This is a genomic window from Rhizobium sp. SL42 (assembly GCF_021729845.1).
GTDB lineage: Bacteria > Pseudomonadota > Alphaproteobacteria > Rhizobiales > Rhizobiaceae > Allorhizobium.
The window spans coordinates 3,945,357-3,971,635 of sequence record NZ_CP063397.1; the positions used below are offsets into that span (position 1 = coordinate 3,945,357).

Genomic DNA, 26,279 nt, shown 5'->3' on the forward strand with positions numbered 1-26,279 from the left:
GATGGCCAGGCTGCAACTGAAGAACCTCGAAAAAGACTACGGATCCTTCCGCGCCGTGCATGGCATCAATCTCGACGTCGAGGACGGCGAGTTCATGGTGCTGGTCGGCCCGTCAGGCTGCGCCAAGTCGACCACGCTGCGCATGATCGCCGGACTGGAACAGGTGACCGGCGGCGAGATCCGCATCGGCGGCCAGTTGGTCAATGACCGTTCGCCCGGTGACCGCGGCATTTCCATGGTCTTCCAGAACTACGCGCTCTATCCGCATATGAAGGTGAAGAAGAACCTCTCCTTCAGCATGCGCCTGAAACGCCGCCCGGCTAGCGAGATCGATGCCGAAACCGACAAGGTCGCCGACACGCTGGAAATCGGCGCCCTGCTCGACCGCCTGCCGAAACAGCTGTCCGGCGGCCAGGCTCAGCGCGTTGCCGTTGGCCGGGCCCTGATCAAGAAGCCGCAGGTCTTCCTCTTCGACGAGCCGCTGTCCAACCTGGACGCCAAACTGCGCGCCTCGATGCGTGTGCGCATCACCGACCTGCACAAGCGGCTGAAGGCCGACGGCATGGCCGCGACCGTCATCTATGTCACCCATGACCAGACCGAGGCCATGACCATGGGTGACCGGATCTGCGTGATGAAGGACGGCCACATCATGCAGGTCGCCGATCCGGTAACGCTCTACAACCGCCCAGCCAATGCCTTCGTCGCCGGCTTCATCGGCAGTCCGGAGATGAACCTCATTTCGGCCAAGCTGACGGCACTCGACGAGATCATCGTCGCAAACCAGACTGTTCCGCTTGTCGACGGCCTGCGCAACCGATTGATCGCCAATGCACCTCAACAGGTGACCATGGGCATCCGCCCGCAGCACCTGCGCATAGCCGCCCCCGAAACGCGCGGCACTTTGAGCGGCCGGATCAGCCATGTCGAATTCATGGGACACGAGGTTTACCTCTATGTCGACATCGGAGCGGAGCGGGTCATCGCCGTCGTCCCGTCGAGCCAGTTCGACCGCGGCGCCATCCGCGACGATCGTATCTGGCTGACCCCCGACATCGCCCAGATGCATATCTTCGACCGCCAGAGCGGGGAAAACATCTCTCTGGCCAACTGACATTTTCATCGTTTCAACTTGGGAGGAGCCAAAATGAGAACCTTGATTGCAACCGCTGCACTGCTCGCAGCCACCAGCCTCAGCACTGCCTATGCCAGCGATCTTCGCATGTCCTGGTGGGGCAGCGACGATCGCCACCTTGCCACGCAGGAAGCATTGAAGCTCTGCGGTGGCAAGTTCGGTCACACCATCGCCCCGGAATTCACCGGCTGGACCGGCCACCAGGAAAAGGTCACAACCCAGCTCGCCGGGAAGACCGAGGCGGACATCATGCAGATCAACTGGCCCTGGCTGCCGATCTTTTCCAAGAGCGGCGACGGCTTTGCCGATCTCAACCAGTACAAGGACGTTATCGATCTTGGTCAATGGTCGGAGAACGACCTGAACAGCGGCTCGGTCGATGGCAAGCTCAACGGCTTGCCCGTCTCGACGACAGGTCGTGTCTTCATGTTCAACAAGACCACCTATGAGAAGGCAGGCCTTGCCATCCCGAGCACCTGGGACGAACTGATCGCCGCTGCCCCGGTGATGAAGGAAAAGCTCGGCCAGGACTACTACCCCTTCGAAGGCGCCGCACTCGACGCCAGGCTCGTCGTCATCCTGCGCACCACGCAAAAAACCGGGAAGGACCTGATCGATCCGACCACCCACAAGGTCGCATGGACACCGGAGGAGCTCGCCGAAGGCCTGGAATTCTACCAGACCTTGGTCGACAAGGGCGTCATTGAATCGTGGAAGACAGTAGCTGCCGGCGGCAACGCGCCACTGCATGAAAATCCGGAATGGGCCAAGGGCAAGGTCGCCGGCACCTATCAATGGGACAGCACCTACGGCAAGATTTCCGGCCCGATGGAAGACGGCCAGGTCCTCGTTCCGGTCAAGCTGCTGACGGTCGAAGGCGCGACTACCGAAGGCGTCTATCGCAAGCCGTCCATGCTGTTTGCCATCTCGAAGAACAGCAAGGATCCAAAGGCGGCGGCGCAGGTGATCAATTGCATGCTCAACGACCCCGAGGCGATCAAGATCCTCGGCGCCACGCGCGGCATACCGTCGAGCAAGATCGCACTTGAAGTGCTGGGCAAGGAAGGCAAGATCAAGCCGGTCCAGATCGAGGCCAACAAGATAGTGCTGGAGGCAAGCGGCGTCGGGGTCTCCCCGCTTAACGAACATCCGCGTGTCACCGACGTTTTCGACAGCACGTTCGAAGCCTTCGCCTATGGCCAGGCATCGGCAGCCGATGCTGCACAAGAAATCATCGACGGCATCAACGACGCCCTGACCGGCATTTGAGAGGACAATCGTGACCAGCCAGTTCATCACCCTGCTGACTGCCGGTGCCCGCACGGCAACGCTGTTGATCGCGCCGGACAGGTTTCTGTTTGCCCGTGATGGCGCGCTCGACTGGCAGCTCAGCGAGGGTGATGGCCTGGTTGTGGCGACAGGACAAGTACATTCGGTCGTGCTCAACCTGGGCAATCTCGAACCAGGACGACACTACCGACTGGAAACAGCGGATGGCGGCTTTACCTTCGCCACCGCAAATGAAACAGCCCTGCTCGACATTCGCGACTTCGGCGCATCGACGGAGAGCGCAGACAATGCGCGCGCGATCCAGTCCGCGATCGCTTCATTGCCGGCCGGCGGGACACTGCGTCTGCCCGCCGGATTATGGTCGAGTGGCCCGATATTTCTCAAAGGCGAGATGACGCTTCTGCTGGAGGAAGGCGCAATTCTTGCCGATACCGGTTCCCGCCGGGGCCGCAAGGTTCTGCCAGCCCGTCATGCAGATGGCCGCGTGCTCGGCACGTGGGAAGGCGTTGCCGAACCGTGTTTTGCCAGCCTGATCAATGCCATCGACTGTGACAACCTGACGATCACCGGTCACGGCACAATTGACGGCGGCGGCGACCGGGGCGACTGGTGGACATGGCCGAAGGAAACCCGCGACGGGGCGCGGCGCCCGCGCACGATCTTCCTGTCCAGCTGCAAACATGTGATCCTGTCCGGAATCACGGTGCAGAATTCCCCATCATGGACGGTGCATCCGGTCCTGTGCGATCACCTGCTCGCGGCGGGCCTGACGATCCGCAACGATCCGCTCTCGCCCAACACCGATGGACTGAACCCCGAAGCAAGCAGCGATATACGTCTGATCGGCCTCGACATCTCCGTGGGCGACGACTGTATCGCAATCAAGGCCGGCAAGCGTGATCCGCGCGGCGGGCCGGATCGTCCGACACGGCGCGTCGAAATCAGCAACTGCCTGATGCAACGTGGCCATGGCGCGGTGGTCATGGGCAGCGAGATGAGCCGCGGCATTCACGACGTCTCGATCAGCCGTTGCCATTTTGTCGGAACCGACCGCGGCCTGCGTATAAAGACAAGGCGCGGGCGCGGCGGCGCTGTCTCGGACATCCATCTCAGCCAATGCAGGATGGACGACGTCGCAACCCCGATTGCTGTCAACGCCTTCTATTTCTGCGATGCAGATGGGCGTTCTGAATATGTCCAGTCCCGCAATCCTTTGCCTCTTTCGATCGAGACACCGCGCATCAGCAACATTACCATCCGGGATGTGGTTGTATCGGGTGCAGAGACTGCGGCCGCCGTCTTCTACGGCTTGCCGGAGTGTGAGATCGACGCGGTGTCGGTCGATGGACTGAGTATCGTCTATGCCGAAGGCGCCAAGCCCGGCTTGCCGGAAATGGCGTGCCACCTTCCACAACTGCTCCATGCGGGCATTGTCGCTGAAAACACCCGCTTCAGCCTGCTCGCCCGGCTGTCACCACATTCCATTCACCCGAACTTGTGAAAATCCATGCTGACCTCCTATTTCGACAATTACGCCCGCGACTATGATTATTACAAAGGTGGCGCCTGGTGCTACGAGGACGGCTGCCTGTATCGCGGCCTGATCAGCCTGCACGAGGCGACGGGAGAAGCCCGCTGGCTCGAGCATCTGACGCGTCTCGTCGATGGCCAGATCGGATCGGACGGTGCGCTTGCCGGATACAGGATCGATGAATTCAACATCGACAACGTCCTTCCGGGACGCGCGCTGATCTATCTGCACCGCGTGACGGGCGACAGGCGCTATCTCGACGCGGCTCGGCCGCTCGGCCTGCAATTGCAGCATCATCCCCGCACCAAGGCGGGCCCCTACTGGCACAAGCTTCGCTATCCGCACCAGATCTGGCTGGATGGGCTCTATATGGCCCTACCCTTCAAGCTCGAACTCGCCAATGCACTTTCAGCGACCGACATGGCGTCCGACGCGGTTGATCAGTTCGCGACAGCGCTTGATCTCACATTCGACAAGGCATCCGGCCTCTATCGCCACGGCTACGACGAGGCCCGCCTCCAGGCCTGGGCCGATGAACGAACCGGCCTGTCTCCGGCCCATTGGGCGCGCTCGATTGGCTGGCTTGCCATGGCCTTCGTGGATATCATCGACAATCTGCCGCACGGCCAGGATCGGGACGATCTCGCCATCCGCCTCGCCGCATTGAACGCGCAGCTCAGAACATGCGCTACGACCGACCACCGATGGCTTCAGGTGATCGATCATCCGGAGATTGCGGGCAATTATCCGGAAAGCTCCGCGACTGCGATGTTTGCCTATTCCCTGCAAAAAGCAGAGCGGCTAGGGCTCGGCACCGATGCCGAGCTTGGTCGCAAGGCCTTGCATGCGCTGGTCGAACACGAGTTGTACGGCGACGCCGATGGCCGGGTTCACTTGAACAATATCTGTTGCGTTGCCGGTCTGGGCCCATTTCAGGGCATCTACAGGGACGGCAGCGTCGCTTACTATCTGACCGAGGATCTGCGGGCCGATGATATCAAGGGCGTCGCGCCGCTGATGATGGCTTATGCGGAAGAACGCCGGCATCAGGCTGCGGCAAAGCCAGCACACGCAAGTGTGCCTGGAATGGAACGGATCGGTTCCGACAGATAGCCTTTTGCCAGTTCCACGGACGCCAGCTCCACCGATGCCGGTTTCGTAGGATGCAGCATCGCCGCCGCGAACACCGTGCCAACCGCATCCGGCAGATATTTTTTCGCCCCTTGTGTAAGAACCGAATTCGCCAGACGACAAATGTTTCGACGAGCCGAGTTTGCAAAGCGCCATGCGAAGGTTAGTCTGGGCTTTGGCGAGGGGATTTGCGACGATGAAAAACAGCGGGCGGGTTGAAGCGCCATCAGCGCTTCCGGCAGCCACCTTTCTGGCCGACGGCACCTATCTGGCCGAGTTGCGCGAACGCATGCTGAAATTTGCGGCGCTTCAGCTCTCCGATGTTTCTATGGCCGAAGATGCCGTGCAGGAAGCGCTGGCCGGCGCCTTGCGCAACGCCGGCGCCTTTGCCGGGCGTTCGGCGTTTCGCACCTGGGTATTTGCCATTCTGCGCAACAAGATCGCCGATCAGCTTCGTTTCAAGCGCCGGCAGGCAACGGTCATTCCCTTGCCGTCACCCGCGAGCGACGATGTGGAGCCGGTTTTCTTCGATATGCGTCGCCACTGGCTCCCGGAACACGCGCCCAGTGACTGGGGAAACCCGGAAGCGGAACTGCTCGGCAAGGATTTCTGGCGGGTCTTCGAGACCTGCCTCGATCATCTGCCGCCGGATCAGGGCCGTGTGTTCATGATGCGGGAATTCGTCGACATGCAGACACCTGAGATCTGCGCGGAGGTCGGCATCAGCATCTCCAACCTGCATGTGCTGATGCATAGGGCACGGCTGCGGCTGAGAAACTGCCTTGAAGGCCATTGGTTCGCCCCGAAGGAGACCTGCTGATGCTGAAATGCGAGGACGCGACAAAGTTCGCCTCTGACGGCCTCGACCGTCGGCTCAACGCGCGCGAAACCATCGGTTTGCGGCTCCATCTGCTTGCCTGCGACAAATGCCGCAATTTCAGCCGCCAGATCCGCATGATCAGCCGCATGAGCCGACATTTCGCAACGGGTAAGGCCGAAGACGACGCGGCATCCGATTGATCAGGCGTCCCCGATCCGCTCGATGGAACCAAGTACATCGGCAGCGGTCCGAAGTGCCGCACCGGTTGCAACCGCCAACTGCGGCAGGATCATCCATTCCAGCGTCCAGGCGCTGCCGGACCGCTCCTGTTCATGCACCATCGACTGATGCAGGCCGGACAGTTGAACCGCGTTGAACCTGGCCAGCGTCACAAGCACCTCGGCCTTGACCGGATTGCGCTTGTGCGGCATCGCCGAGGATCCGCCGCCACCGCCGATCAGTGCCGTGCCGGCACCGGCCATGAGCGACAGATCCTGCCCCATCTTGCCGAGGCTGCCGCTGACCAGCGACAGCAGTCCGCCAAACTCGGCAATCACGTCACGCTGGCTATGCCATTGCGACCGGTCGGCCAGTGCCAGATCGGCGGCAAGCCGCGCCCGGACCGAAGCGGCTTTGTCACCCAGCTTATCCAGCGTACCAGCGGCGCCGCCGAATTGCACAGGCAGGCCTCCCTGAAGCCAGGGCTCGAGCATCCGTCGATACCGCCCCAACGGCGCGCGCCAGGATGAAAAGCGGTCTCCCACCGAGATCTCGATTGCCGCCTGCATGCGGGTCTGCCCCATCAGCGGCGCCTTACCGAACCGCGCGTCAAGCGCATCGATCGCATCGACTACCGCTTCAAGCCGTGCATCAAGCAGGCGAACCACCTGCACCAGACGCAACATCAGCCCGCTATCGATCACATCCTGACTGGTCGCGCCGAAGTGAATATATTCGCCATGCGCACCCAATGCCGCGCGCCATTGCCGCACAAGCTCGGGAATGACGACGCCATCGCGCCCTGTAGCATCGCGAATGGCATCGACATCGGGCTCGAAACGCCCCGGCAGTTCAAGGATCGCATCGGCCGCCGCTTGCGGAATCAACCCTTCCTCCGCCTCGGCCCTTGCCAGGGAGACCTCAAATGCGAGCATCGCTTCAAGTTCCGCCGCAACGGAAAACTGCGCGGCAATTTCCCGGTCGCCGAGGAGGCCGGCCAGCATGGGGTGGTCGAAGACGGAAATGCTCATGGGGGCCCGCTGGATCGAGATCAGATGTCGAAGAACACCGTTTCCCTGTCTCCCTGGAGATGGATGTCGAAGCGATAGGTGGAACCTTCGCGGCTGGCAATCAGGGTGGGTACGCGGACGCGGTGCTCAACCCGTGCCAGAATGGGATCCTCGGCATTGGCCGTCTCCTCGTCGCCGAAATACATCCGCGTATTCAGCCCGAGATTGATGCCGCGCGCAACGATCCAGAACGAGATATGCGGCGCCATCAGGCGACCGTCCTTGAATGGAACTCGGCCCGGCTTGATTGTCTCGAAACGATATTCGCCGGTTGCGAGATCGCAGGGGCAGCGCCCCCAGCCGGTAAAATTCGAATCCGCACTGCCGCGCATCTCGGACGGGCTGTTGTAAAGCCCCGCGGCATCCGCCTGCCAGATCTCGATCAGCGCGTCCTTCAGCGGCGTACCCGAACCGTCGATGACGCGGCCGGTGACCGTGATGCGTTCACCCTGCGTCTTGTCGTTGACCATCGCAGTCCCGAGATCGACGGGATAGACGCCGGTGATCTCGGCAAAATTGGGCGTCAACCCGATATGCACGTATGGACCGGCGGTCTGCGACGCGCTTTCCTTGAGGTAACCCAGAGGCTGAACCATCAATTTCCCTCCAGCCGGTTTTCGAACAATGTCGAACGACGGCCACGCAGAACGATATCGAATTTGTAGGCGCGTGCATCCATCGGAATGGTCGCCGACCAGTCGAGCGCGGCCACCAGTTGCTCGATCGCCGCGCGATCCGGTATCGTCAGCACGATCGGACATTTCCAGATCATGGGATCACCTTCGAAATACATCTGGGTGATCAGTCGCTGGGCGAACCCATGGCCGAAGATCGAGAAATGGATATGTGCCGGGCGCCAGTCATTGACGCCGTTCGGCCAGGGATAAGCGCCCGGCTTGACCGTCCGGAAGATATAGTAGCCGTTCTCGTCGGTGATCGTACGACCGCAGCCGCCGAAATTCGGATCGAGCGCCGCCAGATAGCTTTCCTTCTTGTGCCGATAGCGACCACCGGCATTGGCCTGCCAGAATTCGACCAGCGCACCCGGCACCGGCCGCGCCCGCTCGTCCAGGACCCGGCCATGCACTATAATGCGCTCGCCGATGGCACTTTCGCCGGACTTGGCGAAGTTGTGGATCAGGTCATTGTCGAGTTCGCCGAGTATCGAATGGCCGAACACCGGCCCGGTGATTTCCGAAACGGTCCCGTCCAGCGACAGCAGCGCCTTTTGCGGCGCGCGCAGCACGGACGTCTTGTAGCCGGGCGTATAGGCCGGCGGATGCTGGCTCCGGTCTCGACCGAAGAAGGCCCCCGTTTCCGGCTTCTTGTTCGACAGGTCACTCATGTTTTTCTCCCAACCCCTGCCCGGCATCCATTTCCTCGAACACCTGCTTGGCGAGTTTGAATGCGCGATTGGCCGCCGGAACCCCGGCATAGACGGCCACGTGCAACAACGCCTCGCAGATATCGTCGCGACTTGCACCCGTATTGGCGGTTGCCCGCACATGCATCGCCACTTCCTCATCGTGACCAAGCGCGGCCAGAAGTGCAATCGTCACCATCGAGCGTTCGCGCTTGCTCCAGCCGGGGCGCGACCAGACCGTCCCCCAGGCGCCTTCCGTGATCATCTCCTGGAAAGGCTGGTCGAACCCGGTCGCCATGCCGGATGCACGATCGACATGGGCATCGCCCAGAACGGAACGACGGGTCGCCATCCCCTGCCGGTATCGTTCGGATGAACCAGATGCATCAGCCATGTTGTTTTTCTCCTGAAACAAGCGGCGTGAGAAAAGCGGTAATCATCGCGGCCATCATCTCCGGCTGCTCGATGCAGGGAAGGTGTCCGGCCCCGGAGACAACCTCGTAACGGGCATCGGGAATGAGCCTGGCCATGGCCAGCACGACATCAGGCGGCGTCGCGCCATCTTGATCGCCGACGACGCAAAGCGTCGGAACCGCGATGCGGCACGCCTCTTCGGTAAGGTCGGCGTCGCGGATGGCAGCACAAGTTCCGATATAGCCGTCAACCGGCTGACGGATCATCATGTTGCGATAGCCAGGGTAGTCCAGATTGCCCGAGCGGCGGAAATGCGGGGTGAACCAGCGCTCCATCACCATATCCGCAATATGCTCGATGCCATTCGTCTTCACCGCAGCGATGCGGGCATCCCACATCTCCGGGGAACCGATCTTGGGCGCCGTATCGCAAAGCACCAAGGCCCGCACAAGATCGGGACGCCGCGCATAGAGCCCTTGCGCAATCAGTCCACCGACAGACAGACCGCAGAGCACCGCCTGGGTGACGTTCAGGTGCTCCAGAAGCCCGATCAGATCATCGACATGATCGTCGATGCTATAGGGAACGGTACCGACATCCGACAGGCCATGGCCCCGCTTGTCGTAGGCGACCAGTGGATAATCCCCCGCCAGCCGCACCAGCACATCCCTCCAGATGCGATAGTCTGTGCCAAGCGAATTGATGAACACGATGACGGGGCGGCTCGCCGGACCACCAATGATCTGGTGATGCAGCGTGATGCCGTTAACACGAACAAATTGCACGAATGTCTCCTCCAATGCTGCCATATTGCTTGCAGCGTTTGGTTAGGTAAAATGATGTTTTCCAATCAATCATTAACTCATGAGTTATGAATCTTCATGATCGACAACCGCATCAAATTTCGCCATCTGCAAACCTTCGTCGAAGTGGCCCGCCAGAAAAGCGTGATGAAGGCGGCTCAATTGCTGAATATCAGCCAACCCGCGGTCACGAAGACGATCCGGGAACTCGAAGACGTCCTCGGGGTTGCGGTCTTCGAACGCGACGGCCGCGGCATTCGTATCACCCGCTACGGTGAAGCCTTCCTGAAACATGCCGGAGCGGCGCTGACCGCCTTGCGCCAGGGCTTCGATTCCGTGTCCCATGCCGTCCACGCCGATGCCCCACCGATCCGCATCGGCGCCCTGCCGACGGTCTCGACCCGCATCATGCCCCGCGCCATGACTCTTTTCCTGCAGGAGGACATTCCGGCACGCATCAAGATCGTCACGGGCGAGAATGCTGTTCTGCTCGAACAACTGCGCATCGGCGATCTCGATCTCGTGGTCGGCCGACTGGCTGCGCCGGAACAGATGACCGGATTTTCCTTCGAGCACCTCTATTCCGAGCAGGTGATTTTCTGCGTTCGCGCCGGACATCCCCTGCTCACCGAAGGCTCGGCGGTATTTGCGGCACTCGAGCGTTATCCGGTGCTGATGCCCACCCGCGCCTCGATCATCCGACCCTTTGTCGAGCGCTATCTGATTGCCAACGGCATTTCGGCTCTTCCGACCCAGATCGAAACCGTGTCGGATTCGTTCGGGCGCGCCTTTGTGCGTAACACCGACGCAATCTGGATTATTTCCGCAGGCGTGGTAGCCGCCGACCTCGATGATGGCACTCTGGCGAGCCTGCCGATCGACACCAGTGAGACCAAAGGCCCTGTCGGCCTCACCGTCCGAACCGATGCCATTCCAGCCTTGCCCCTCACGACGCTGATGGGCACCATCCGCCAGGCCGCCCGCGAGGTGAAGAGCAGCTAATGCGTCGCCTGGCCTAAACTTGACCAGATCCGGCTATGGCAGCAGCGATCTCAGCCGCGCCTGAACCTCGTGCATTGCGTCAAGGCAATGACCGGCCAGATCGGCGGCAGGCAGGACAGCAGACGGCGCGCCGACATTGATGGCGGCCACGACCCGACCGCGTGCGTCATGCAGGGGAACGCCGATCGAACAAAGTCCGATCTCCAGTTCCTGATCTATCACCGCATATCCTTGTACGCGCACCCGGCCGATCTCGGCCAGGAGTTCCGCAGGATCTGTCCGGGTAAATGGTGTATGGGCCTTGAGCGTGGACGTCGCCAGAATGGCTGCTACTTCCGCCTCACCTAGCGCGGCAAGCAGGACCCGCCCCATTGAAGCACTGTAGGCGGGCAGGCGCGAACCCGGCATGAGATTGATCGACATGACGCGCTTTTGTGAGGCGCGAGCAATATAGACGATCTCGTTCCCATCCAGTACCGACGCCGAAGCGCTGTGACCGAGCTTTTCCGACAACTGGTCGAGATAGGGCTGCAGCAGGGCGGGCATCGAGGTGCCGGACAGATAGGCATTGCCCAGCCGCAGAATGCGCGGCGTCAGCTCGAAATATTTGCCGTCATAGCGCGCATAGCCAAGCTCCGACAGCGTCAATAGGCAGCGTCGCGCCGTGGCGCGGTCGAGCCCCGCGATCTCCGCCGCCTCCGAAATGCTCAACCTTTGCCGCTCTGCGCTGAACGCCTCGATGATGCTCAGGCCCTTGGCAAGCCCGCCCATCAGATCCCGCTCTCTGGTCTGCATCTCATCCTCATTTGTGCGATAATCGTACAAATATCGTATATCGCACAAAATTCTTGCTGTCGACCCTGTCCCGATCTATCTCTGAAGACAGAGGCAAGGTCTGCTCGGTGAATGACATGACGCTTGCCCTGCGAGAAACGGGAGACCCCGCATGGACAAGACAATTGCGAGCACGGCAGATGCCATCGCAGAGATCGGTGACGGTGCGACCGTCATGATCGGTGGATTTGGTGGCTCCGGCGCGCCGATTGAACTGATCCACGCCCTGATCGACAAGGGTCCGAAGAACCTGACGGTCATCAACAACAACGCAGGCAACGGTCGCATCGGCATCGCTGCCATGATCGATGCCGGCATGGTCAGGAAGATGATCTGCTCCTTCCCGCGATCGTCTGATCCCCGCGCGTTCACTGACCGCTATCTGGCCGGTGAAATCGAGCTTGAACTTGTGCCGCAAGGCACGCTTGCCGAGCGAATTCGCGCCGGTGGCGCCGGAATTCCGGCTTTCTACACGCCGACAGCCTACGGAACGGAACTTGCCAATGGCAAGGTGATCGCCGAGTTCGATGGCCGTCCCTACGTGCAGGAACGCTGGCTGAAGGCGGATTTTGCCATCGTCAAGGCGCATGTCGGCGACGTGCACGGCAACCTCACCTACAACAAGGCAGGCCGCAACTTCAATCCGCTGATGTGCATGGCGGCAGCCAGGACCATCGCGCAGGTGTCGCGGATTGTGGCCGCCGGCGACATAGATCCCGAGCAGGTGATCACCCCCGGCATCTTCGTCAACGGCGTCGTCGAAGTTGCCAATCCGCAGCAGGAAGAAGAGCTCATCCGGGCCGGAGTGGTATACGCATGACCATCGACACACACGCGATCGACAGCCGCGAAGACATCAAGCTTTCCAACGCCCAGATCGCCTGGCGCGCAGCCCAGGACATCCGGGACGGCGCCTATGTGAACCTCGGCATTGGCTTTCCGGAAATGGTCGCCCGCTACCAGCCGCCCGGCCGCGAAGCGATCTTCCATACCGAAAACGGCATCCTCAATTTCGGCGAGCCCCCGGCCGAGGGCGAAGAGGACTGGGACCTGATCAACGCCGGCAAGAAGGCCGTGACGCTGAAGCCCGGCGCATCCTTTTTCCACCATGCCGACAGCTTCGCCATGGTCCGTGGCGGCCATCTGGATGTCGCCATCCTCGGCGCCTATCAGGTCGCCCAGAATGGCGATCTCGCCAACTGGCGTGTCGGATCCAGGGGCGTGCCAGCCGTCGGCGGCGCGATGGACCTCGTGCATGGGGCAAAGCAGGTCTTCGTCATCACGGAGCATTGCACCAAGGACGGCAAACCGAAACTCGTCGACAAATGCACCTTCCCGCTGACCGGCGTCGGCTGCATCACCCGCATCTATACGAGCCACGCCGTCATCGACATCAAGGACGGGAAATTCGTTGTCCGCGAAAAGCTGGCGGCCATGACCATGGACGAGCTGCAGGCCATGACTGGCGCGCCGCTGCACACCGACGGCCCGGTGGCCGACCTCGTCGTCCCGGCGCTCTGAAGGATTCTCGATATGACCGAAGCCTATATCTGTGACTATATCCGCACGCCCATCGGCCGGTTCGGCGGCGCGCTTGCCACCGTTCGCGCCGATGATCTTGGTGCCGTCCCGCTGAAGGCGTTGATGCAGCGCAATCCCGGTGTTGACTGGGAAGCCGTCGACGACGTTATCTTTGGCTGCGCAAACCAGGCCGGCGAGGACAACCGCAACGTTGCCCGCATGTCGCTGCTGCTCGCCGGACTTCCGGTCTCCGTGACCGGCACCACAATCAACCGCCTCTGCGGTTCGGGCATGGATGCCGTCATTACGGCCGCCCGCGCCATCAAGGCTGGCGAGGCCAAATTGATGATTGCCGGCGGCGTCGAGAGCATGAGCCGCGCGCCGTTTGTGATGCCGAAAGCCGAAACGGCCTTTTCCCGCAACGCCGAGATCTATGACACGACGATCGGCTGGCGTTTTGTCAATCCGCTGATGAAGAAGCAATACGGCGTCGACAGCATGCCGGAAACCGGCGAAAACGTCGCCGCGGACTTTCATGTCAGTCGCGAGGATCAGGACGCCTTTGCCGTGCGCAGCCAGAACAAGGCGGCAGCGGCGCAGGAGAACGGCCGACTGGCGAAGGAGATCGTCGCGGTCACGATCCCGCAGCGCAAGGGCGACCCATTGATTGTCTCCAGGGACGAGCACCCCCGCGCCACCACGATCGAGACATTGGCCAAGCTTGGCACGCCGTTCAAGAAGGAAGGCGGCACCGTGACCGCCGGCAACGCCTCCGGCGTCAACGATGGCGCGGCCTCCCTGATCATTGCCTCGGAAGCAGCCGCAAAGAAACATGGCCTGACGCCGATCGCCCGTATCGCCGGCGGCGCAACCGCAGGCGTACCGCCGCGCATCATGGGCTTTGGTCCGGCTCCGGCATCGAAGAAACTGCTCGCCCGTCTGGGCCTCACGCAGCAACAGATCGACGTCATCGAACTGAACGAGGCGTTCGCCTCGCAGGGCCTGGCGACGCTGCGCGATCTTGGCATTGCCGACGACGATCCCCGCGTGAACCGCAATGGCGGAGCCATCGCGCTTGGCCACCCGCTGGGCATGTCCGGCGCACGGATCACCGGCACGGCGGCGCTGGAACTGCTGGAGACCGGCGGTCGCTACGCTCTCTCGACCATGTGTATCGGGGTTGGCCAGGGCATTTCCATCGTCATCGAACGGGTCTGACCACCGAACGCATGTCGGCGCGTCCATGCTCACAGATCGAGCCCCCTTCAGGGATTAAGGAATGTCAGGATCAGCTGGTGAACCGCGCCGCCCGGTGACATTTCGACCCGGTCGTAGTCGCCGTGGCGCGCCACATGCGTGTCCGAAATCGGCTTCAGTTGCGCCTGCAGTGCCTGGCGAACCTTCTGGCATTGCGGGTCATTCTCAGCCCGCAGCCCGACCGAAATCTGCTCGATTTGCCGCACGAGGTCACGAATGAACTCCCCATGCAGCTTCTCGTGCTTGACGATACCCTCGTAGAACCGATCCCACCTGGCCTTGGTTTCCGCTGGCAGTTTCTGGCTGGGCTTCGGCAGCGTATAGGTGATGATCAGCTTCGGCTTTGCCGAAACCAGCACACAGGCAGTGCCCTCAGGTTGATAATCTCGCTGCCAGGTCAGCTTGAAATTCGTGTGTGCAATTGCCCGGCCGCCGCCAAGTTTGGGACCTCGCTCGCCGATCGAGGCGTAAAGCTCCATGGGCGCGGTACCACTGATCTTGTAGGTCTCGATTTTCTCGGTTGCGACCCAGTCCGCGCGCGCAGCGCTGGTGCAGGACACAATGGCCAGGGCAAGAATGGGCACGGCTCTAGATAGCTGGATCACGCAACATCCTATCATTGAATACACCAGCCAGACTTAGTGCCATTCATCCTTGATTGGAAGCCATTCTACCGGCGCAGTCAGCGGCCTTGCGCCAGGATCGCCTTCATATGCCGCACCGTATCGGCATCGGTCCGGCGGGCATTGAGGGGCGAAAAACCGAAATCGACAAGATCGGCATTCGGTTCAACAGGCTGGCTGCAGGATGCATGCAGTTCGAAAACACTTGGGATAGCGAGGAACGCAGCCGCATTGCCTGGCCGCACGCCACCGCCCGGCATGATCGATATGCGCCCTGCCCCCACCTCGGCAGCACGCTGCAGCACCGGCAGGCCGGCCTCCGCATGCCTTGCCCCGCCCGAGGTGAGAATGCGCGAAAAACCGAGATCGATTGCGGTTTCCACCGCAGCATGGAAATCCGGCACCAGGTCGAAGGCGCGGTGCAGCGTCACGTCGAGTTTCGCAGCTGCCCTGATCAACCGCTGTAAAGTCGCACGATCCAGAGAGCCATCCGGGCTGGAAGCGCCAATGACGACGCCGACAAGTCCGGCCTCGCATGCAGCTTCGATATCGTCGAGCATGATCGCAATCTCATCGTCCGAATAGACGAAGCCGCCGATGCGCGGGCGAATGATGGCGTTGACCGGAATCGGGCTCCTGGCAGCCAACTGCATGAAACCACGTGTCGGGGTCAGGCCGCCAACGCCAAGTGCGGAACACAGTTCGATGCGATCCGCGCCACCGGCAATTGCTGCCGCAAGGCCATCGGCATCGTCGACGCATACTTCCAGGATCCTCGCTTGCATCCTGCCCTCCTACCTGTCCGTCACGGTTGCGAAGGGCTTGTCCAGGAACCAGAGAAGGAAAATACCGGTCAAGCCCGCGACGGCCCCCAATATCGCCGTTCCCGCATAGTCGCTGATGGCGGTACCGACCGCAAACAGCAAGGAACTCAGTCCGCCACTGACAAAGATGTTCACCGCGATCAGCGAACTGCCGAGGCCGGCACGGTCTGCAATCAGGTTCTGCAGATAGGTAATCGGAATGGCGATGATACCGGCGGCCCCGAGGCCGCTCACCAGTGTCAGGACATAGACATCGCGAGGCTGGTCGGCGAGGCCGAGGAAGATCAGGTAGGCGCAGTAGACAGCAGCCCCGGCCGACATGGCGACAACGGTCGATGTACGCACTTCCACCCAGCCCCAGAACAGGATGAAGATGATCTCGAGGAAGGCGACGATGCCCACGATCACACCGACATCCGCCGTCGAGCCACCCGCCTTGCCGGTGACGACGAGTGGAAGCACCGCGCCGTTGACATGCAGCATGGACGAGATCAGCGCGATCGCAAGCAGCCGGGAAACGACGGAGCGCGAGCCGATCTGGCGGATCGAGGCAAAAAAGGAGTAGTGCGGCCGGTTCTCCGCAACGGGCGGCGGCTCCTTCGGCATGCCGAAGAAGAACAGCGCCAGACAGATCAGGCAGGCAAGGGCGGCCAGAAAATAGGCCGGCAGCATGCTCGGTCCACCGGCAAGGACGGCACCGACGACACCCGGAACGAGAACCCAGGATAGAGAAAGAACGGCACGGATCGCCGAATTGACCGCGATCAGTTCCCGAACCGGCATTCCGGCCGAGACCGCCCGCACATTGGCGAAGATCAGGGAATTCACCGAATTGAACACCGGAATGAAGATCAACGCGGCGACGATGAAAACAAGCTGGGACGGCAGCAGATAGACGATGCCATATCCGAGCACGCCGAACATGCCGGCAAACAGCATCGGCGACCGAAAATGCCCAAGCCGATCGGCGAGGATGCCGGCGATCACGCTGGCACTGACATTGACCACGGCGGCCGCAAACATCAAAGCAGAGTAGACGACGTCAGAAAGTCCCAACTCACGAATACCGACCAGTGACATATAGGGCGACGTCGCCGCTCCGGAGAAACCGAAGAAGAAGATCGCAAGCGCACTCACCCGGATGGGTGGATGGCGATAGACAAGCGTCAGGGTCGACAGCATCGGGCAATACGTTCAGATGGAGGAAGCGGGCCGCCGGAAGCGGCACCGCAAGAGAGATTTCGCTAGGCGCCCGGGAATCGCGCGGACAGGCGAACCAGCGGTGTATACGCGAAATCCTTGACGAACGGATAGGTCGGTTGCTGGCGACGTTTGCTTGGCAGGGCCTCGATATCCTGATTGATGACACCATCAGTCAACGCCATCAGATTGGGATTGGCGATGGGGCTGAGCTCCGGGGAAAGATAGCCTGATTTCACCACCAGAAGCCTGACGGCCTGTGGATCGAGCCCGTGGCGGGTGAAGTCGGCGATGTTGTGATACGGACGGCGTTTCGCCGCCAGGATCACCGTGACGCCACCGATCGCCACCACAGCCTGACGTTCGGCCGGCACTCCGATATCATCGAGCCTCAGCACCGTTGCCTTCGTCTCGACGAACGGGCTGGCCGGATCGAGCGACCCGCCGATTTTCAAGCTGATCGCCGCCCCCTCGCCGGCCGCAAAACAGGCCTCGACGGCGGGTCTGTCGGTGATGCCGCCAACCAGCGCGCCGTCGAAATTGCGGGCAATCAATGCCTTCAGAACGTCGCCGCGATCGCCGACACCGCCGCCGGTCGGGTTATCACCGGAATCGGCAAGGATCACGGGACGGGTTGACGCCGTTTCGGCAATATCGAGCATGTGCTCCAGTGCACCGGTAACCGGTCCGAACTGGAAGTCGGCGCGTGCATCCCAGTATGACTGGGCAATCGCGGCTGCCGCTGTTTCAGCAGCCGCCTTGTCGATCGCTGTCACGACGGCACAGGCGGTGCCGCGTGGCTCGTCCGCCCACACATAGCCGACCATCAGATTGGCATCCCAGATGCCGGCGACCTTGTCGTGTTCCGGAAGCTTGAGATAGAGGCCCTTGGCTGGCTCATCCTCCGTCGAGGTGCGCTCGCCCGGCAACAGCACCGGCACGGGTGCCCAGGCGACGCCGGGCTTTTCCCCGGTCGTCAGCGCCCTGACCAGCATCGACCAGGCTCGCACCATGGTTTCGCGCACATCGATATGCGGCGCCGTGCGATAGCCAGCGAAGATGTCGAGCTGATCGACGATCTTCTGGGTCACATTGCCATGAAGGTCATAGCTCGCGGCGATCGGAACGTCATGTCCGACCACGGCACGCGCAGCTGAAATCCAGTCGCCTTCGGCATCGTCCATGCCTTCGACATTCATCGCGCCATGCATGGCGAGATAGACACCATCAACCGGCAAGGCATCGCGGAGAAGCTCGAGGAACTGAGCCTTGAAGCCGTCATAGGTGGCACGGGACACCGGACCGCCCGGAACGGCCCGCGCATGGATCAGAGGCAGATGTTCGATATCCTCGGCGTCAAGGAAATTGAAATATTCGGCGCCTAGCAGTTCCTCACCCCGCAGAACCCGGAAATCATCCGGCTGCATCAGGACTGGCGAGGAAGTGCTGCATTCGGTGTGAATGCCGCCAACGGCGATACGCAAGGTCATCTTGTGATCTCCTCAGTAGCGCGGGCTGAGCGGCACGATCGCAGCAAATCGCAACCAGTCCTTCCGCTCCTTCGGCGTCCACGCTGCCTCGGCAATGGCCGGCAGGCGTGGGAAGACGAGATGGTTGAAATAGTCGCGATTGAGGAAATGCTCCGACCAGATGCAGGCCTGTACGCCGCGCATGCGCGCCGCCAGTTCCGCCGGGAATTCGGCAACGGCTTCGTAGGTATAGGTATGATGCGGCGGTACCGTCCCGGCCCAGCTCGCCCCGGGCTCCTGCCACTCTGTCGCCTGTACCATGTCGAGATAATAGGCCTGGCCGGGCGTCATGACGACATCATAGCCCTGCTTTGCCAGTTCCAGGCCGACTTCCGGCTTCTGCCAGGCCATCAGCAACGTGCCTTCCGGATCGACTCCGCCACCATGGCTGACTTCGTCCCAACCCGCCAGCTTCTTGCCGCGATCGGCCAGCATCTGCTGGATGCGCTTCATGAAATAGCTCTGCAGGCCAAACGTGCCTTCAATGCCTTCGTCTTCCATGAGCTTTTTCGCCAGCGGCGACGCCATCCAGGTATTGGACGCCACCTCGTCGCCGCCGATATGGATGAGATGGGAGGGAAACAGCTCGACCATCTCGTCGAACACCTTGCCGAGCACTTCGTAGGTGTATTCGATCGCCGGGTTCAGTGCATTGTTCGGATAGCCCTGCACCGATCGATAGCTGTCCGGTGCCTCCTGCCCGTCCACCAGGTTCGGCAGGGCAACGAGCGTCGCGGTGCTGTGACCGGGGATGTCGATTTCGGGAATGACCTCGACATGCATCGCACCGGCATGGGCGACGATATCCCGGACCTCGTCCTGGCTGTAGAAGCCGCCGACAGGCTCGGCACCGTTACCGAGCTGCGGCAGCAGTGGCTCGTCCGGCCCGCGCAACACGCCGAGCGTGGTGAGTTCCGGATAGGCCTTGATCTCCAGCCGCCACGCCTCGTCATCACTCAGATGCCAGTGGAAGATGTTCATGCGCAACCATGCGAGGATGTCGATCAGCCGCTTGACGTCATCGGTCGGGTAGAACTGGCGCGACACATCGAGATGGCACCCGCGCCAGTCATAACGCGGCTTGTCGGAGATCGTCCCCGATACCGGGAAGCGGAAAAGATCCGGCTTGATGCGTGCGCCGTGCAACATCTGGGCAAGGATGGTCAGGCCGTATTGCAGGCCGGCCACGTCGCCATAGGCTATGCTGACCTGATTGGCTGCGAACGTGACCTGATACGCGGAACCGCCGAGGCTTGCCTTTTCTTCAAACCGCAGCGCACGCCCTTCATGCACCGGCGCAAGCGAAAGCGGCGCGTGACCCACGGAAAACAGCCGGCAAAACAGCCGCAGCACATTTTCAACGGTGCGCAATTCGGCAAGTGAGGCACCCTCGGCCGGATACAATGCAACCGGGAAGGCATCACCGGGAACGAGCTGTGCCTCGGCCGGCCAGGGCAGCATCGCGAAAGGCTCGGACACCCTGCCTTCCGGCAGAAGTGCCGGCGCTGGCTCGCTATGTTTGCCTTCCAGCATCAGATCGGCCACCGCCACCGCCATATGTTTTCCTTCGGCCGTGGTCAGATAGGCAGATTTTGCCCCATCAGTCCGATGCACGGCCGGTCGGTGCAGACCGGCAACGGTGAATTGCCACGAGGCACCGGGCTCGAGGGTAAGTCCCTGCGGCGGCGCAAACTGATGGAAATTGGCATTGCGATCAACAAAAACGGCATTGGTGCAGGCCATCCGGTCGATGACACGCGTGAGCGACGTATAGGCGAGCTTGAAACCGCTGATCGGCTCGTCGGACAGATTGACCAGCGTGAAGGTGAAGCGCCCATTCACGCCTCCCTCTGTCGGGTGCCACGCGTTTTCAAGACGGAAAAGAACTGGTGCCATGATGGTTCCCCTGGCTTATCGTTGGGTCAGTAATGTTCGGATTGCGAGAAGGTGCGCGCGAGCTCCGCCTGGCCTGCGGTCAGGCCGCAATCCACCGGAAGGCAAACGCCGGTGATCGCCGCGGCCTGATCACCCGACAGGAAGAATACCGCATTGGCAATGTCCTCGGCGGTTGCGATTCGCCGCAGCGCATACCAGCGCTTGGCCTCCTCGAAGACCTGCGGATTGGCCGCAGCCCGCACTTCCCAGGCCTGAGTGCGCACAGTACCGGGCGCCACGGCATTCGCGCGGATACCGAACTTGCCGTATTCGACAGCAATCAGCTTGGTCAGGTGAATGAGACCGGCCTTGGCCGCGCTATATGCCGGGTGGCCGAACACGGCCATGCCATTGACCGAGGATATGTTCACCACCGACCCCTGGGACTGTTTCAAGGCTTCGGCGAAAGCTCTGAAGCACAGGAACGGCGCCTCGAGATTCAACGCATTGTCCTTGCGCCAGATGTCGCCGTCCGTGTCATGCAGGCTGACAGCACGAGCGGCGCCTGCATTGTTGACCAGCGTGTGCACCAGCCCGAACCCGGCGATCTTCGAAGCCAGCGCGGCAAGCTCAGCCTCGCTGGTCACGTCGCAGCCGAGCGCCACGAAACGCTCAACCGAGCCGAGATCACGCGCAGCCTTTTCCGCGGCAGCAACATCGATGTCGACCAGGACCACGATGTCGTGACTGTCGGCAAGTCGAAGTGCAATCGCCCGTCCGATATCGCCGGCGGCTCCGGTTACAGCAGCAATAGAGGACATCAGCGGACCGCCTTCGGGCAGAGCGGCAGGAACAGGCTGGACAAGGGTCAGTCTCCCAGAAGCTGGCGGTCGTCACCGTCGCGGTGCTCGACCAGTTGTTGCTTGATATGGCGCAGGGTCACCTGCGAAAGCTTGCGATTGCGATAGGCGACCAGGCTCGCGATCACGTCGACCACTGCGAGATAGGCAAACCGCGTGGAAGTCGGCCGGAAGATATTGTCGCCTTCCGGCAGATCGATGCCGATCACCAGTTCGGCCGCCTTGGCCACAGGGCTGTCGCTCTGGGTCAATGCGATCGTGGTGATGCCGTTTTCGCGCGCCAGGTTGAAGCACTTGATCAGTTCGGCGTTGCGGCCGGAAAACGACGAGCCAATGATCACATCATTGGAGCGCGCCGCGGCCGTCAGCATCAGCTGCAGGCCATGGTCGGTACTGACGCTGACGCGCGACCCCAGCCGGAACAGCCGATTCTGAAACTCTCCGGCGATCAGCGAGGAATTGCCGCCCGACCCGAAGGCATAGACCATTTCGGCCCGCGATACGCGATCGGCCACCTTTTCCAGCACCGCCGCATCGAGAGCACGATGCACCATGAACAGCGCATTCTGCGCCTTGGTGATCACATCGGTCGCGACATCGGCCGGCTCGGTGCTCTCGGCCTCCGGGTTGAGGTAGCGGACGCCGACATAGGCCGTACGGGCGAGATTAACCTTGAAATCGGCGAAGCTCTGGCAACCCAGACGCCGGCAGAAACGCGTCACCGTCGGCGGCGAGACTTCAGCCCGCTCGGCAAGCTCGATGATCGAGGCATTGACGGCAAAATCGAACTGGGTCAGCAGGATATCCGCGATGCGTTGCTCGGAGGCCGAAAACTGCGGCCCCTCTTCCTGAATCGTCGCAAAGATATCCAACAGCCTGCCCTCTACCCTATTTCGGAGATTTATAGGCTATGCAGTCAATCTCGACCTTGCAATCGACCATCATCGACGCCTGCACGCAGGCACGCGCCGGCGGATGCTCGCCGAAATATTGCTGGTAGATCTTGTTGAAGGTCCAGAAATCGCGCGGATCATCCAGCCAGACCCCGCAGCGCACGACATGCTCGACGCCGTAGCCGGCCTCATGCAGGATCTCGATCACATTCGCGATCGTCTTGTGTGTCTGTTCGATGATGCCGCCGGAAATGATTTCGCCGTTTTCCATGGCGACCTGCCCGGACACGTGCAGCCAGCCATCTGCTTCGACAGCACGCGCGAAGGGTAGGCGCTGGCCACCCGCACCGGCTTTTTCAGCGCCGTAACGTTTGATCGTCATTGGGCTCTCCATGCAAATTATTTTCTTCGATCGTTGACAAACGACCATAAAAAACCGAATTTGACCAGAGAAAAACAGCGTTTATGAAAAGATTTTAAAGGTGAGACCCAGAATGCGCGATCCGTTCAAAAATCCCTTTCCTGAAAGCGACACAGCGCGCCACAGCATCTGGGAGATGCTGGTCACACGCGATATCGACGCCTTTCTCGCAGCCGACTGGGACATGGTCGCAGGCGACTTTGTGGAGGAAGGCTTTCTCGGCATCAGCGGCAATCGCGACGCCAATCCCGACAACTGGCGTCTTGCCTTCCCCAATCTCGCAGCCTATCGCGACGAATGGCTGAAACAGGCGAAGGAGTTTGCCGGCGAAAGTTACAGCGAAGACACCCGCACCGCGATCTTCACCACCACGACGCTCGAAGTGATTGAAGTCGAAGGCGAAACGGCGCTCGTACGCAAGAAGTTCGACGGCGGCATCAAGAAGGCCGACGGCAACGTCGACGTGATGAAGTGGCAGACACTATATTACTGCCGACTGCACGAGGGTCGCTGGAAGATCTCCGGCTTCACAGGCTACCTGCCCAATCCGATGGGAATGTAACAACCCAGTTTCCCGTAGCGCAACAGATCAGAAAGCCAGCCCGTGCGCATATTCACAGCCGCTCTCGCGACGGAAACCAACACCTTCTCTCCGATCTGCATCGACCGGCGCGCCTTCGAAGAGTCGCTCTACGCCGCGCCGGGCCAGCATCCGGAAACACCGACGCTGTGCACTGCGCCGATCACAGTGGGTCGCAAGGTGTGTGCGCAGAAAGGCTGGACGCTGATCGAAGGTACTGCGACCTGGGCTGATCCGGCGGGTCTTATCAACAAACAGACCTATGAAGGCCTGCGCGACGAGATTCTTGACCAGTTGAAGGCCGCCATGCCGATCGACGCGGTCGTGCTCGGACTGCACGGCGCCATGGTCGCCGACGGCTACATCGACCCGGAGGGCGATCTGCTCACCCGTATCCGCGAGATCGTCGGTCCGGACATTCTTCTCTGTGCCGAGCTGGATCCGCACAGCCATCTGACCGCCAAGCGTGTTGCCGCCGCCGATTTCTTCGTCGTCTTCAAGGAATTTCCCCATACCGACTTCGTCGATCGCGCCGAAGATCTGTGGGCCATCGCCGTCGACACTCTGGAGGGCCGCGTGAAACCCACCATGTCGGTCTTCGACTGCCGGATGATTGACGTCTTCCCGACATCGCGCGAACCGATGCGCAGCTTTGTTGATAGACTTTTGGCTATCGAAAACGAAGATGCCGATGTGCTCTCGCTATCGGTCATCCATGGTTTCATGGCCGGTGACGTGCCGGAAATGGGCACCAAGACCATCGCCGTGACCAATGCAAGGCCGGAGAAGGGAGCAGCGCTTGCCCGTGAGCTCGGCCTCGACCTGTTCTCCAAGCGTGGCACCTTCATGATGCCGCAGATCGACGAGCGGGAGGCCGTTGCCCGCGCGGCAGCCTACCCCCGTGGCCCGGTGGTGCTCGCCGACATGTGGGACAATCCCGGTGGCGGAACGGCAGGCGACGCAACCGTTGTGCTCGCAGAAATACTGGCGCAAGGCATCACCAACGTCGCGGTCGGCATGATCTGGGACCCGGTTGCCGTGCAGATATGCATGGCGGCCGGCGAAGGCGCAGAAATTCCGCTGCGGTTCGGCGCGAAATCCGCGCCCGGCACCGGCAATCCGATCGACGGCTTGGTGAAAGTGGTCAAGGTAGTGCCGAATGCCGAGATGCGCTTCGGCGAAAGCGTCGCTCCGTTCGGCGACGCTGCCCATATCCATCTCGACGGCATCGACATCATCCTGAGCAGCGTGCGCGTCCAGAGCTACGATCCGTCGCTGTTTACAGCACTCGGCATCGATCCGACGCAAAAGCATATCCTTGTGATCAAATCGACCAATCACTTCTATGCGGCCTTTTCAAAGATCGCCTCGGAGATATTGTACTGCTCGGCCGGCACACCTTATCCGAACAATCCGGCCAAGACCGCCTATCGCCATGTGCGCCATGACATCTGGCCGATCATGGCCGATCCACATGGTACACCCGAAGGCAACGAGGCCGCCTGATGCTTGATCTACGCCCAAAACTCGGTGCACCGCTGCATTCGTTGTCGACGCCCCTGCCCCTGATCGACGAGGTTCGCCTGGAGGCCAATATCGCCCGCGTCCAGTCCTACATGGACGCCAGCGGCATCGCCTTTCGCCCGCATATCAAGACCCACAAGATCCCCTCGATCGCCAAGGCCCAGGTCGAGGCCGGAGCGAGAGGCATCAATTGCCAGAAAATCACCGAGGCGGAAGTGTTTGCCGATGCCGGTTTCGAAGACCTGCTGATCACCTTCAACATTCTCGGCAATGAAAAGCTCGAACGCCTTGCCGCATTGAACGATCGCATTTCGGGTCTCAAGGTCGTCGCCGACAGCATCATCACGGCACAGGGACTGGCTGCCTATTTCACCGGCCGCCGACCGCTGACCGTCCTGGTCGAATGCGATACCGGTGGCGGGCGCTGCGGCGTCCAGAATCCGGCGGAGGCCGTAGCCCTTGCGCAATTGGTGGAGTCTGCAAAACCGCTGATCTTCGGCGGCCTGCTGACCTATCCCAAAGCGAATACCGAGACCGAGGTCGAGGCTTTTTTTGCCGAAACCCTAGCCACGCTTGCCACGCTCGGCATCGCCTGCCCCATCGTTTCCAACGGTGGCTCACCAAGCCTGTTTTCGGCTCATCTCGTGCCGTCGGCCACAGAGCACCGGGCGGGAACCTATGTCTACAACGACCGTTCGATGGTCCGGGCGGGACATTGCACGCTCGATGACTGCGCCATGCACATTCTGGCGACAGTCGTGTCGCGCCCAACGGCAGACCGCGCCGTTCTCGACGCAGGCTCGAAGGCACTGACCTCCGATCTTCTCGGTTTTTCCGATTACGGACTGATCGTCGAATATCCGCAGGCGTCGATCATCGGCCTTTCGGAAGAACATGGCACGGTCGATCTCTCCAAGGTCGAAGGCAAACGCCCAGAAATCGGCGAGAAAGTGCGCATCGTGCCAAACCATACCTGCGTGGTTTCCAACCTGTTCGACAGCATGACCTTCCATCGCAATGGCCTGGTTTCCAGGGTCGAAACCATCGCCGCGCGCGGCCTCGTCTGGTAGCAAGGTTCAGGTTGCGGCATAGATCAACCTTCCGCTAGCCTGGCGGCGGGAGGATCAGTGATGTCGAAGCAACAACGAAGAACCGGCGCCATGCTGCGCGGCGGCTGCATGTGTGGCGCTGTGGAATACCAGGCCAAGGATCGGTTCCTCTATGCGCTCAACTGCCATTGCTCGAAATGCCGCCGCACCACGGGCTCGGCGTTCAAGCCCCTTGCAGGACTGCATCCGGATGATTTCAGGATTGTCCGTGGCAAGCAAGATCTGTTCACCTACGGCGATCCGGACGGCATCCATGATCGGCACTGCAGCCTATGCGGTTCGCTGGTTTATTCATGGATTGCCGAAAACGGCAGTGTGAAGATCCATATCCCGATGGGAACGCTGATCGATACGCCATCGGTGCGTGCCACAATGCACATCTTCGTCGGATCGAAGGCACCGTGGTATGACATCACCGACGATCTGCCGCAGTATCAGGAGTTTCCGTGAA

28 protein-coding genes are annotated in these 26,279 nt (G+C 61.1%); 14 read left to right on the forward strand and 14 right to left on the reverse strand.

Translation table 11 applies throughout. The annotated features are described in order from the left end of the window. The first annotated feature begins 1 nt into the window (after position 1). The 6 genes from IM739_RS18630 (at position 2) to IM739_RS18655 (ending at position 6,107) form a co-directional block, all read left to right on the forward strand. Positions 2-1,114 (forward strand): ABC transporter ATP-binding protein, encoded by a 1,113-nt coding sequence (locus tag IM739_RS18630; protein ID WP_237369148.1) that lies wholly within the window; start codon positions 2-4, stop codon positions 1,112-1,114. A gap of 33 nt (positions 1,115-1,147) precedes the next feature. Next, entirely contained in the window at positions 1,148-2,404 is a 1,257-nt protein-coding gene (locus tag IM739_RS18635; RefSeq protein WP_237369149.1) for an ABC transporter substrate-binding protein, read from the forward strand. 10 nt (positions 2,405-2,414) lie between these two features. Continuing rightward, the gene (gene pglA / locus IM739_RS18640) at positions 2,415-3,926 is read left to right on the forward strand and encodes a polygalacturonase PglA (RefSeq protein WP_237369150.1); all 1,512 of its coding nucleotides are present in this window, start codon (positions 2,415-2,417) and stop codon (positions 3,924-3,926) included. A gap of 6 nt (positions 3,927-3,932) precedes the next feature. Next, entirely contained in the window at positions 3,933-5,069 is a 1,137-nt protein-coding gene (locus IM739_RS18645; protein WP_237369151.1) for a glycoside hydrolase family 88/105 protein, read from the forward strand. Positions 5,070-5,283: 214 nt separating this feature from the next. Then, complete coding sequence (locus IM739_RS18650) at positions 5,284-5,907, forward strand: sigma-70 family RNA polymerase sigma factor (RefSeq protein ID WP_237369152.1); 624 nt, start codon at positions 5,284-5,286, stop codon at positions 5,905-5,907. Then, entirely contained in the window at positions 5,907-6,107 is a 201-nt protein-coding gene (locus IM739_RS18655; protein ID WP_237369153.1) for a zf-HC2 domain-containing protein, read from the forward strand. Before IM739_RS18650 ends, IM739_RS18655 begins: the two co-directional genes overlap by 1 nt. On the opposite strand, the gene IM739_RS18660 is transcribed toward IM739_RS18655, so the two are convergent. The 5 genes from IM739_RS18660 to pcaD are packed head-to-tail and all read right to left on the reverse strand — an operon-like array spanning position 6,108 to position 9,758. After that, positions 6,108-7,157 (reverse strand): 3-carboxy-cis,cis-muconate cycloisomerase, encoded by a 1,050-nt coding sequence (locus IM739_RS18660; RefSeq protein WP_237369154.1) that lies wholly within the window; start codon positions 7,155-7,157, stop codon positions 6,108-6,110. Between the two features lie 20 nt (positions 7,158-7,177). Beyond that, positions 7,178-7,792 carry a protocatechuate 3,4-dioxygenase subunit alpha gene (pcaG, locus tag IM739_RS18665; RefSeq protein WP_237369155.1) on the reverse strand — a complete coding sequence of 205 codons (615 nt, stop codon included), beginning with the start codon at positions 7,790-7,792 and terminating at the stop codon, positions 7,178-7,180. Further along, positions 7,792-8,541, reverse strand: coding sequence for a protocatechuate 3,4-dioxygenase subunit beta (gene pcaH, locus IM739_RS18670; protein ID WP_237369156.1), 750 nt, complete (start codon positions 8,539-8,541; stop codon positions 7,792-7,794). The genes pcaG and pcaH overlap by 1 nt, the downstream gene beginning before the upstream one ends. Beyond that, positions 8,534-8,953 (reverse strand): 4-carboxymuconolactone decarboxylase, encoded by a 420-nt coding sequence (pcaC, locus tag IM739_RS18675; RefSeq protein WP_237369157.1) that lies wholly within the window; start codon positions 8,951-8,953, stop codon positions 8,534-8,536. Before pcaC ends, pcaH begins: the two co-directional genes overlap by 8 nt. Further along, complete coding sequence (pcaD, locus tag IM739_RS18680; protein ID WP_237369158.1) at positions 8,946-9,758, reverse strand: 3-oxoadipate enol-lactonase; 813 nt, start codon at positions 9,756-9,758, stop codon at positions 8,946-8,948. Before pcaD ends, pcaC begins: the two co-directional genes overlap by 8 nt. 96 nt (positions 9,759-9,854) lie before the next feature. On the opposite strand from pcaD, the gene pcaQ reads away from it, so the two are divergent. Further along, positions 9,855-10,778, forward strand: a complete 924-nt coding sequence (gene pcaQ / locus IM739_RS18685; protein WP_237369159.1) for a pca operon transcription factor PcaQ — start codon at positions 9,855-9,857, stop codon at positions 10,776-10,778. A 33-nt stretch (positions 10,779-10,811) separates the two neighbouring features. Here the strand turns inward: pcaQ and IM739_RS18690 are convergent, their stop codons facing one another. Beyond that, positions 10,812-11,573 carry an IclR family transcriptional regulator domain-containing protein gene (locus IM739_RS18690; RefSeq protein ID WP_237369160.1) on the reverse strand — a complete coding sequence of 254 codons (762 nt, stop codon included), beginning with the start codon at positions 11,571-11,573 and terminating at the stop codon, positions 10,812-10,814. Positions 11,574-11,724: 151 nt separating this feature from the next. On the opposite strand from IM739_RS18690, the gene IM739_RS18695 reads away from it, so the two are divergent. Genes IM739_RS18695 through pcaF form a run of 3 tightly spaced genes read left to right on the forward strand, consistent with a single transcriptional unit; the run spans position 11,725 to position 14,351 of the window. Next, positions 11,725-12,432, forward strand: a complete 708-nt coding sequence (locus IM739_RS18695; RefSeq protein WP_237369161.1) for a 3-oxoacid CoA-transferase subunit A — start codon at positions 11,725-11,727, stop codon at positions 12,430-12,432. Further along, positions 12,429-13,133: a CoA transferase subunit B gene (locus tag IM739_RS18700; protein ID WP_237369162.1), complete on the forward strand. Its 705-nt coding sequence runs from the start codon at positions 12,429-12,431 to the stop codon at positions 13,131-13,133. Before IM739_RS18695 ends, IM739_RS18700 begins: the two co-directional genes overlap by 4 nt. A gap of 12 nt (positions 13,134-13,145) precedes the next feature. Continuing rightward, the gene (gene pcaF / locus IM739_RS18705) at positions 13,146-14,351 is read left to right on the forward strand and encodes a 3-oxoadipyl-CoA thiolase (RefSeq protein WP_237369163.1); all 1,206 of its coding nucleotides are present in this window, start codon (positions 13,146-13,148) and stop codon (positions 14,349-14,351) included. A 47-nt stretch (positions 14,352-14,398) separates the two neighbouring features. On the opposite strand, the gene IM739_RS18710 is transcribed toward pcaF, so the two are convergent. From IM739_RS18710 to IM739_RS18745, 8 genes are all read right to left on the reverse strand, one after another. After that, entirely contained in the window at positions 14,399-14,995 is a 597-nt protein-coding gene (locus tag IM739_RS18710) for a DUF922 domain-containing Zn-dependent protease (protein ID WP_237369164.1), read from the reverse strand. A gap of 77 nt (positions 14,996-15,072) precedes the next feature. Further along, a complete protein-coding gene (locus IM739_RS18715) occupies positions 15,073-15,798 on the reverse strand; it encodes a copper homeostasis protein CutC (protein WP_237369165.1) in 726 nt (241 codons plus the stop codon). Positions 15,799-15,807: 9 nt separating this feature from the next. Then, positions 15,808-17,019: an MFS transporter gene (locus IM739_RS18720; protein WP_237369166.1), complete on the reverse strand. Its 1,212-nt coding sequence runs from the start codon at positions 17,017-17,019 to the stop codon at positions 15,808-15,810. A gap of 62 nt (positions 17,020-17,081) precedes the next feature. Further along, positions 17,082-18,521, reverse strand: a complete 1,440-nt coding sequence (locus tag IM739_RS18725) for a M81 family metallopeptidase (protein WP_237371118.1) — start codon at positions 18,519-18,521, stop codon at positions 17,082-17,084. 18 nt (positions 18,522-18,539) lie between these two features. Continuing rightward, positions 18,540-20,462 carry a beta-N-acetylhexosaminidase gene (locus IM739_RS18730; RefSeq protein WP_237369167.1) on the reverse strand — a complete coding sequence of 641 codons (1,923 nt, stop codon included), beginning with the start codon at positions 20,460-20,462 and terminating at the stop codon, positions 18,540-18,542. A 26-nt stretch (positions 20,463-20,488) separates the two neighbouring features. Next, complete coding sequence (locus IM739_RS18735) at positions 20,489-21,262, reverse strand: SDR family oxidoreductase (RefSeq protein ID WP_237369168.1); 774 nt, start codon at positions 21,260-21,262, stop codon at positions 20,489-20,491. A 47-nt stretch (positions 21,263-21,309) separates the two neighbouring features. After that, the gene (locus IM739_RS18740; protein ID WP_007602683.1) at positions 21,310-22,173 is read right to left on the reverse strand and encodes a MurR/RpiR family transcriptional regulator; all 864 of its coding nucleotides are present in this window, start codon (positions 22,171-22,173) and stop codon (positions 21,310-21,312) included. A gap of 16 nt (positions 22,174-22,189) precedes the next feature. Next, positions 22,190-22,576 carry a RidA family protein gene (locus tag IM739_RS18745; protein ID WP_237369169.1) on the reverse strand — a complete coding sequence of 129 codons (387 nt, stop codon included), beginning with the start codon at positions 22,574-22,576 and terminating at the stop codon, positions 22,190-22,192. Positions 22,577-22,688: 112 nt separating this feature from the next. On the opposite strand from IM739_RS18745, the gene IM739_RS18750 reads away from it, so the two are divergent. Genes IM739_RS18750 through IM739_RS18765 form a run of 4 tightly spaced genes read left to right on the forward strand, consistent with a single transcriptional unit; the run spans position 22,689 to position 26,278 of the window. Then, positions 22,689-23,177: a hypothetical protein gene (locus IM739_RS18750; protein ID WP_237369170.1), complete on the forward strand. Its 489-nt coding sequence runs from the start codon at positions 22,689-22,691 to the stop codon at positions 23,175-23,177. A 42-nt stretch (positions 23,178-23,219) separates the two neighbouring features. Then, the gene (locus IM739_RS18755; protein WP_237369171.1) at positions 23,220-24,701 is read left to right on the forward strand and encodes a M81 family metallopeptidase; all 1,482 of its coding nucleotides are present in this window, start codon (positions 23,220-23,222) and stop codon (positions 24,699-24,701) included. Continuing rightward, positions 24,701-25,789 (forward strand): D-TA family PLP-dependent enzyme, encoded by a 1,089-nt coding sequence (locus IM739_RS18760; protein ID WP_237369172.1) that lies wholly within the window; start codon positions 24,701-24,703, stop codon positions 25,787-25,789. Before IM739_RS18755 ends, IM739_RS18760 begins: the two co-directional genes overlap by 1 nt. Before the next feature lie 60 nt (positions 25,790-25,849). Beyond that, on the forward strand, positions 25,850-26,278 hold the full coding sequence (locus tag IM739_RS18765) for a GFA family protein (protein WP_237369173.1): 429 nt from the start codon (positions 25,850-25,852) through the stop codon (positions 26,276-26,278). The last annotated feature ends 1 nt before the right edge of the window (position 26,279 follow it).

Bases quoted from the DNA above. Each gene is read 5' to 3' on its own strand.
- IM739_RS18660 (WP_237369154.1), bottom strand. From the start codon at position 7,157: ATGAGCATTTCCGTCTTCGACCACCCCATGCTGGCCGGCCTCCTCGGC.
- IM739_RS18700 (WP_237369162.1), top strand. From the start codon at position 12,429: ATGACCATCGACACACACGCGATCGACAGCCGCGAAGACATCAAGCTT.
- pcaG (WP_237369155.1), bottom strand. From the start codon at position 7,792: ATGGTTCAGCCTCTGGGTTACCTCAAGGAAAGCGCGTCGCAGACCGCC.
- IM739_RS18720 (WP_237369166.1), bottom strand. From the start codon at position 17,019: ATGCTGTCGACCCTGACGCTTGTCTATCGCCATCCACCCATCCGGGTG.
- IM739_RS18760 (WP_237369172.1), top strand. From the start codon at position 24,701: ATGCTTGATCTACGCCCAAAACTCGGTGCACCGCTGCATTCGTTGTCG.
- IM739_RS18715 (WP_237369165.1), bottom strand. From the start codon at position 15,798: ATGCAAGCGAGGATCCTGGAAGTATGCGTCGACGATGCCGATGGCCTT.
- pcaQ (WP_237369159.1), top strand. From the start codon at position 9,855: ATGATCGACAACCGCATCAAATTTCGCCATCTGCAAACCTTCGTCGAA.
- IM739_RS18730 (WP_237369167.1), bottom strand. From the start codon at position 20,462: ATGGCACCAGTTCTTTTCCGTCTTGAAAACGCGTGGCACCCGACAGAG.
- IM739_RS18750 (WP_237369170.1), top strand. From the start codon at position 22,689: ATGCGCGATCCGTTCAAAAATCCCTTTCCTGAAAGCGACACAGCGCGC.
- IM739_RS18745 (WP_237369169.1), bottom strand. From the start codon at position 22,576: ATGACGATCAAACGTTACGGCGCTGAAAAAGCCGGTGCGGGTGGCCAG.
- pcaF (WP_237369163.1), top strand. From the start codon at position 13,146: ATGACCGAAGCCTATATCTGTGACTATATCCGCACGCCCATCGGCCGG.
- IM739_RS18655 (WP_237369153.1), top strand. From the start codon at position 5,907: ATGCTGAAATGCGAGGACGCGACAAAGTTCGCCTCTGACGGCCTCGAC.
- pcaC (WP_237369157.1), bottom strand. From the start codon at position 8,953: ATGGCTGATGCATCTGGTTCATCCGAACGATACCGGCAGGGGATGGCG.
- IM739_RS18650 (WP_237369152.1), top strand. From the start codon at position 5,284: ATGAAAAACAGCGGGCGGGTTGAAGCGCCATCAGCGCTTCCGGCAGCC.
- IM739_RS18690 (WP_237369160.1), bottom strand. From the start codon at position 11,573: ATGCAGACCAGAGAGCGGGATCTGATGGGCGGGCTTGCCAAGGGCCTG.
- pcaH (WP_237369156.1), bottom strand. From the start codon at position 8,541: ATGAGTGACCTGTCGAACAAGAAGCCGGAAACGGGGGCCTTCTTCGGT.
- IM739_RS18635 (WP_237369149.1), top strand. From the start codon at position 1,148: ATGAGAACCTTGATTGCAACCGCTGCACTGCTCGCAGCCACCAGCCTC.
- IM739_RS18765 (WP_237369173.1), top strand. From the start codon at position 25,850: ATGTCGAAGCAACAACGAAGAACCGGCGCCATGCTGCGCGGCGGCTGC.
- IM739_RS18735 (WP_237369168.1), bottom strand. From the start codon at position 21,262: ATGTCCTCTATTGCTGCTGTAACCGGAGCCGCCGGCGATATCGGACGG.
- IM739_RS18695 (WP_237369161.1), top strand. From the start codon at position 11,725: ATGGACAAGACAATTGCGAGCACGGCAGATGCCATCGCAGAGATCGGT.
- IM739_RS18645 (WP_237369151.1), top strand. From the start codon at position 3,933: ATGCTGACCTCCTATTTCGACAATTACGCCCGCGACTATGATTATTAC.
- IM739_RS18630 (WP_237369148.1), top strand. From the start codon at position 2: ATGGCCAGGCTGCAACTGAAGAACCTCGAAAAAGACTACGGATCCTTC.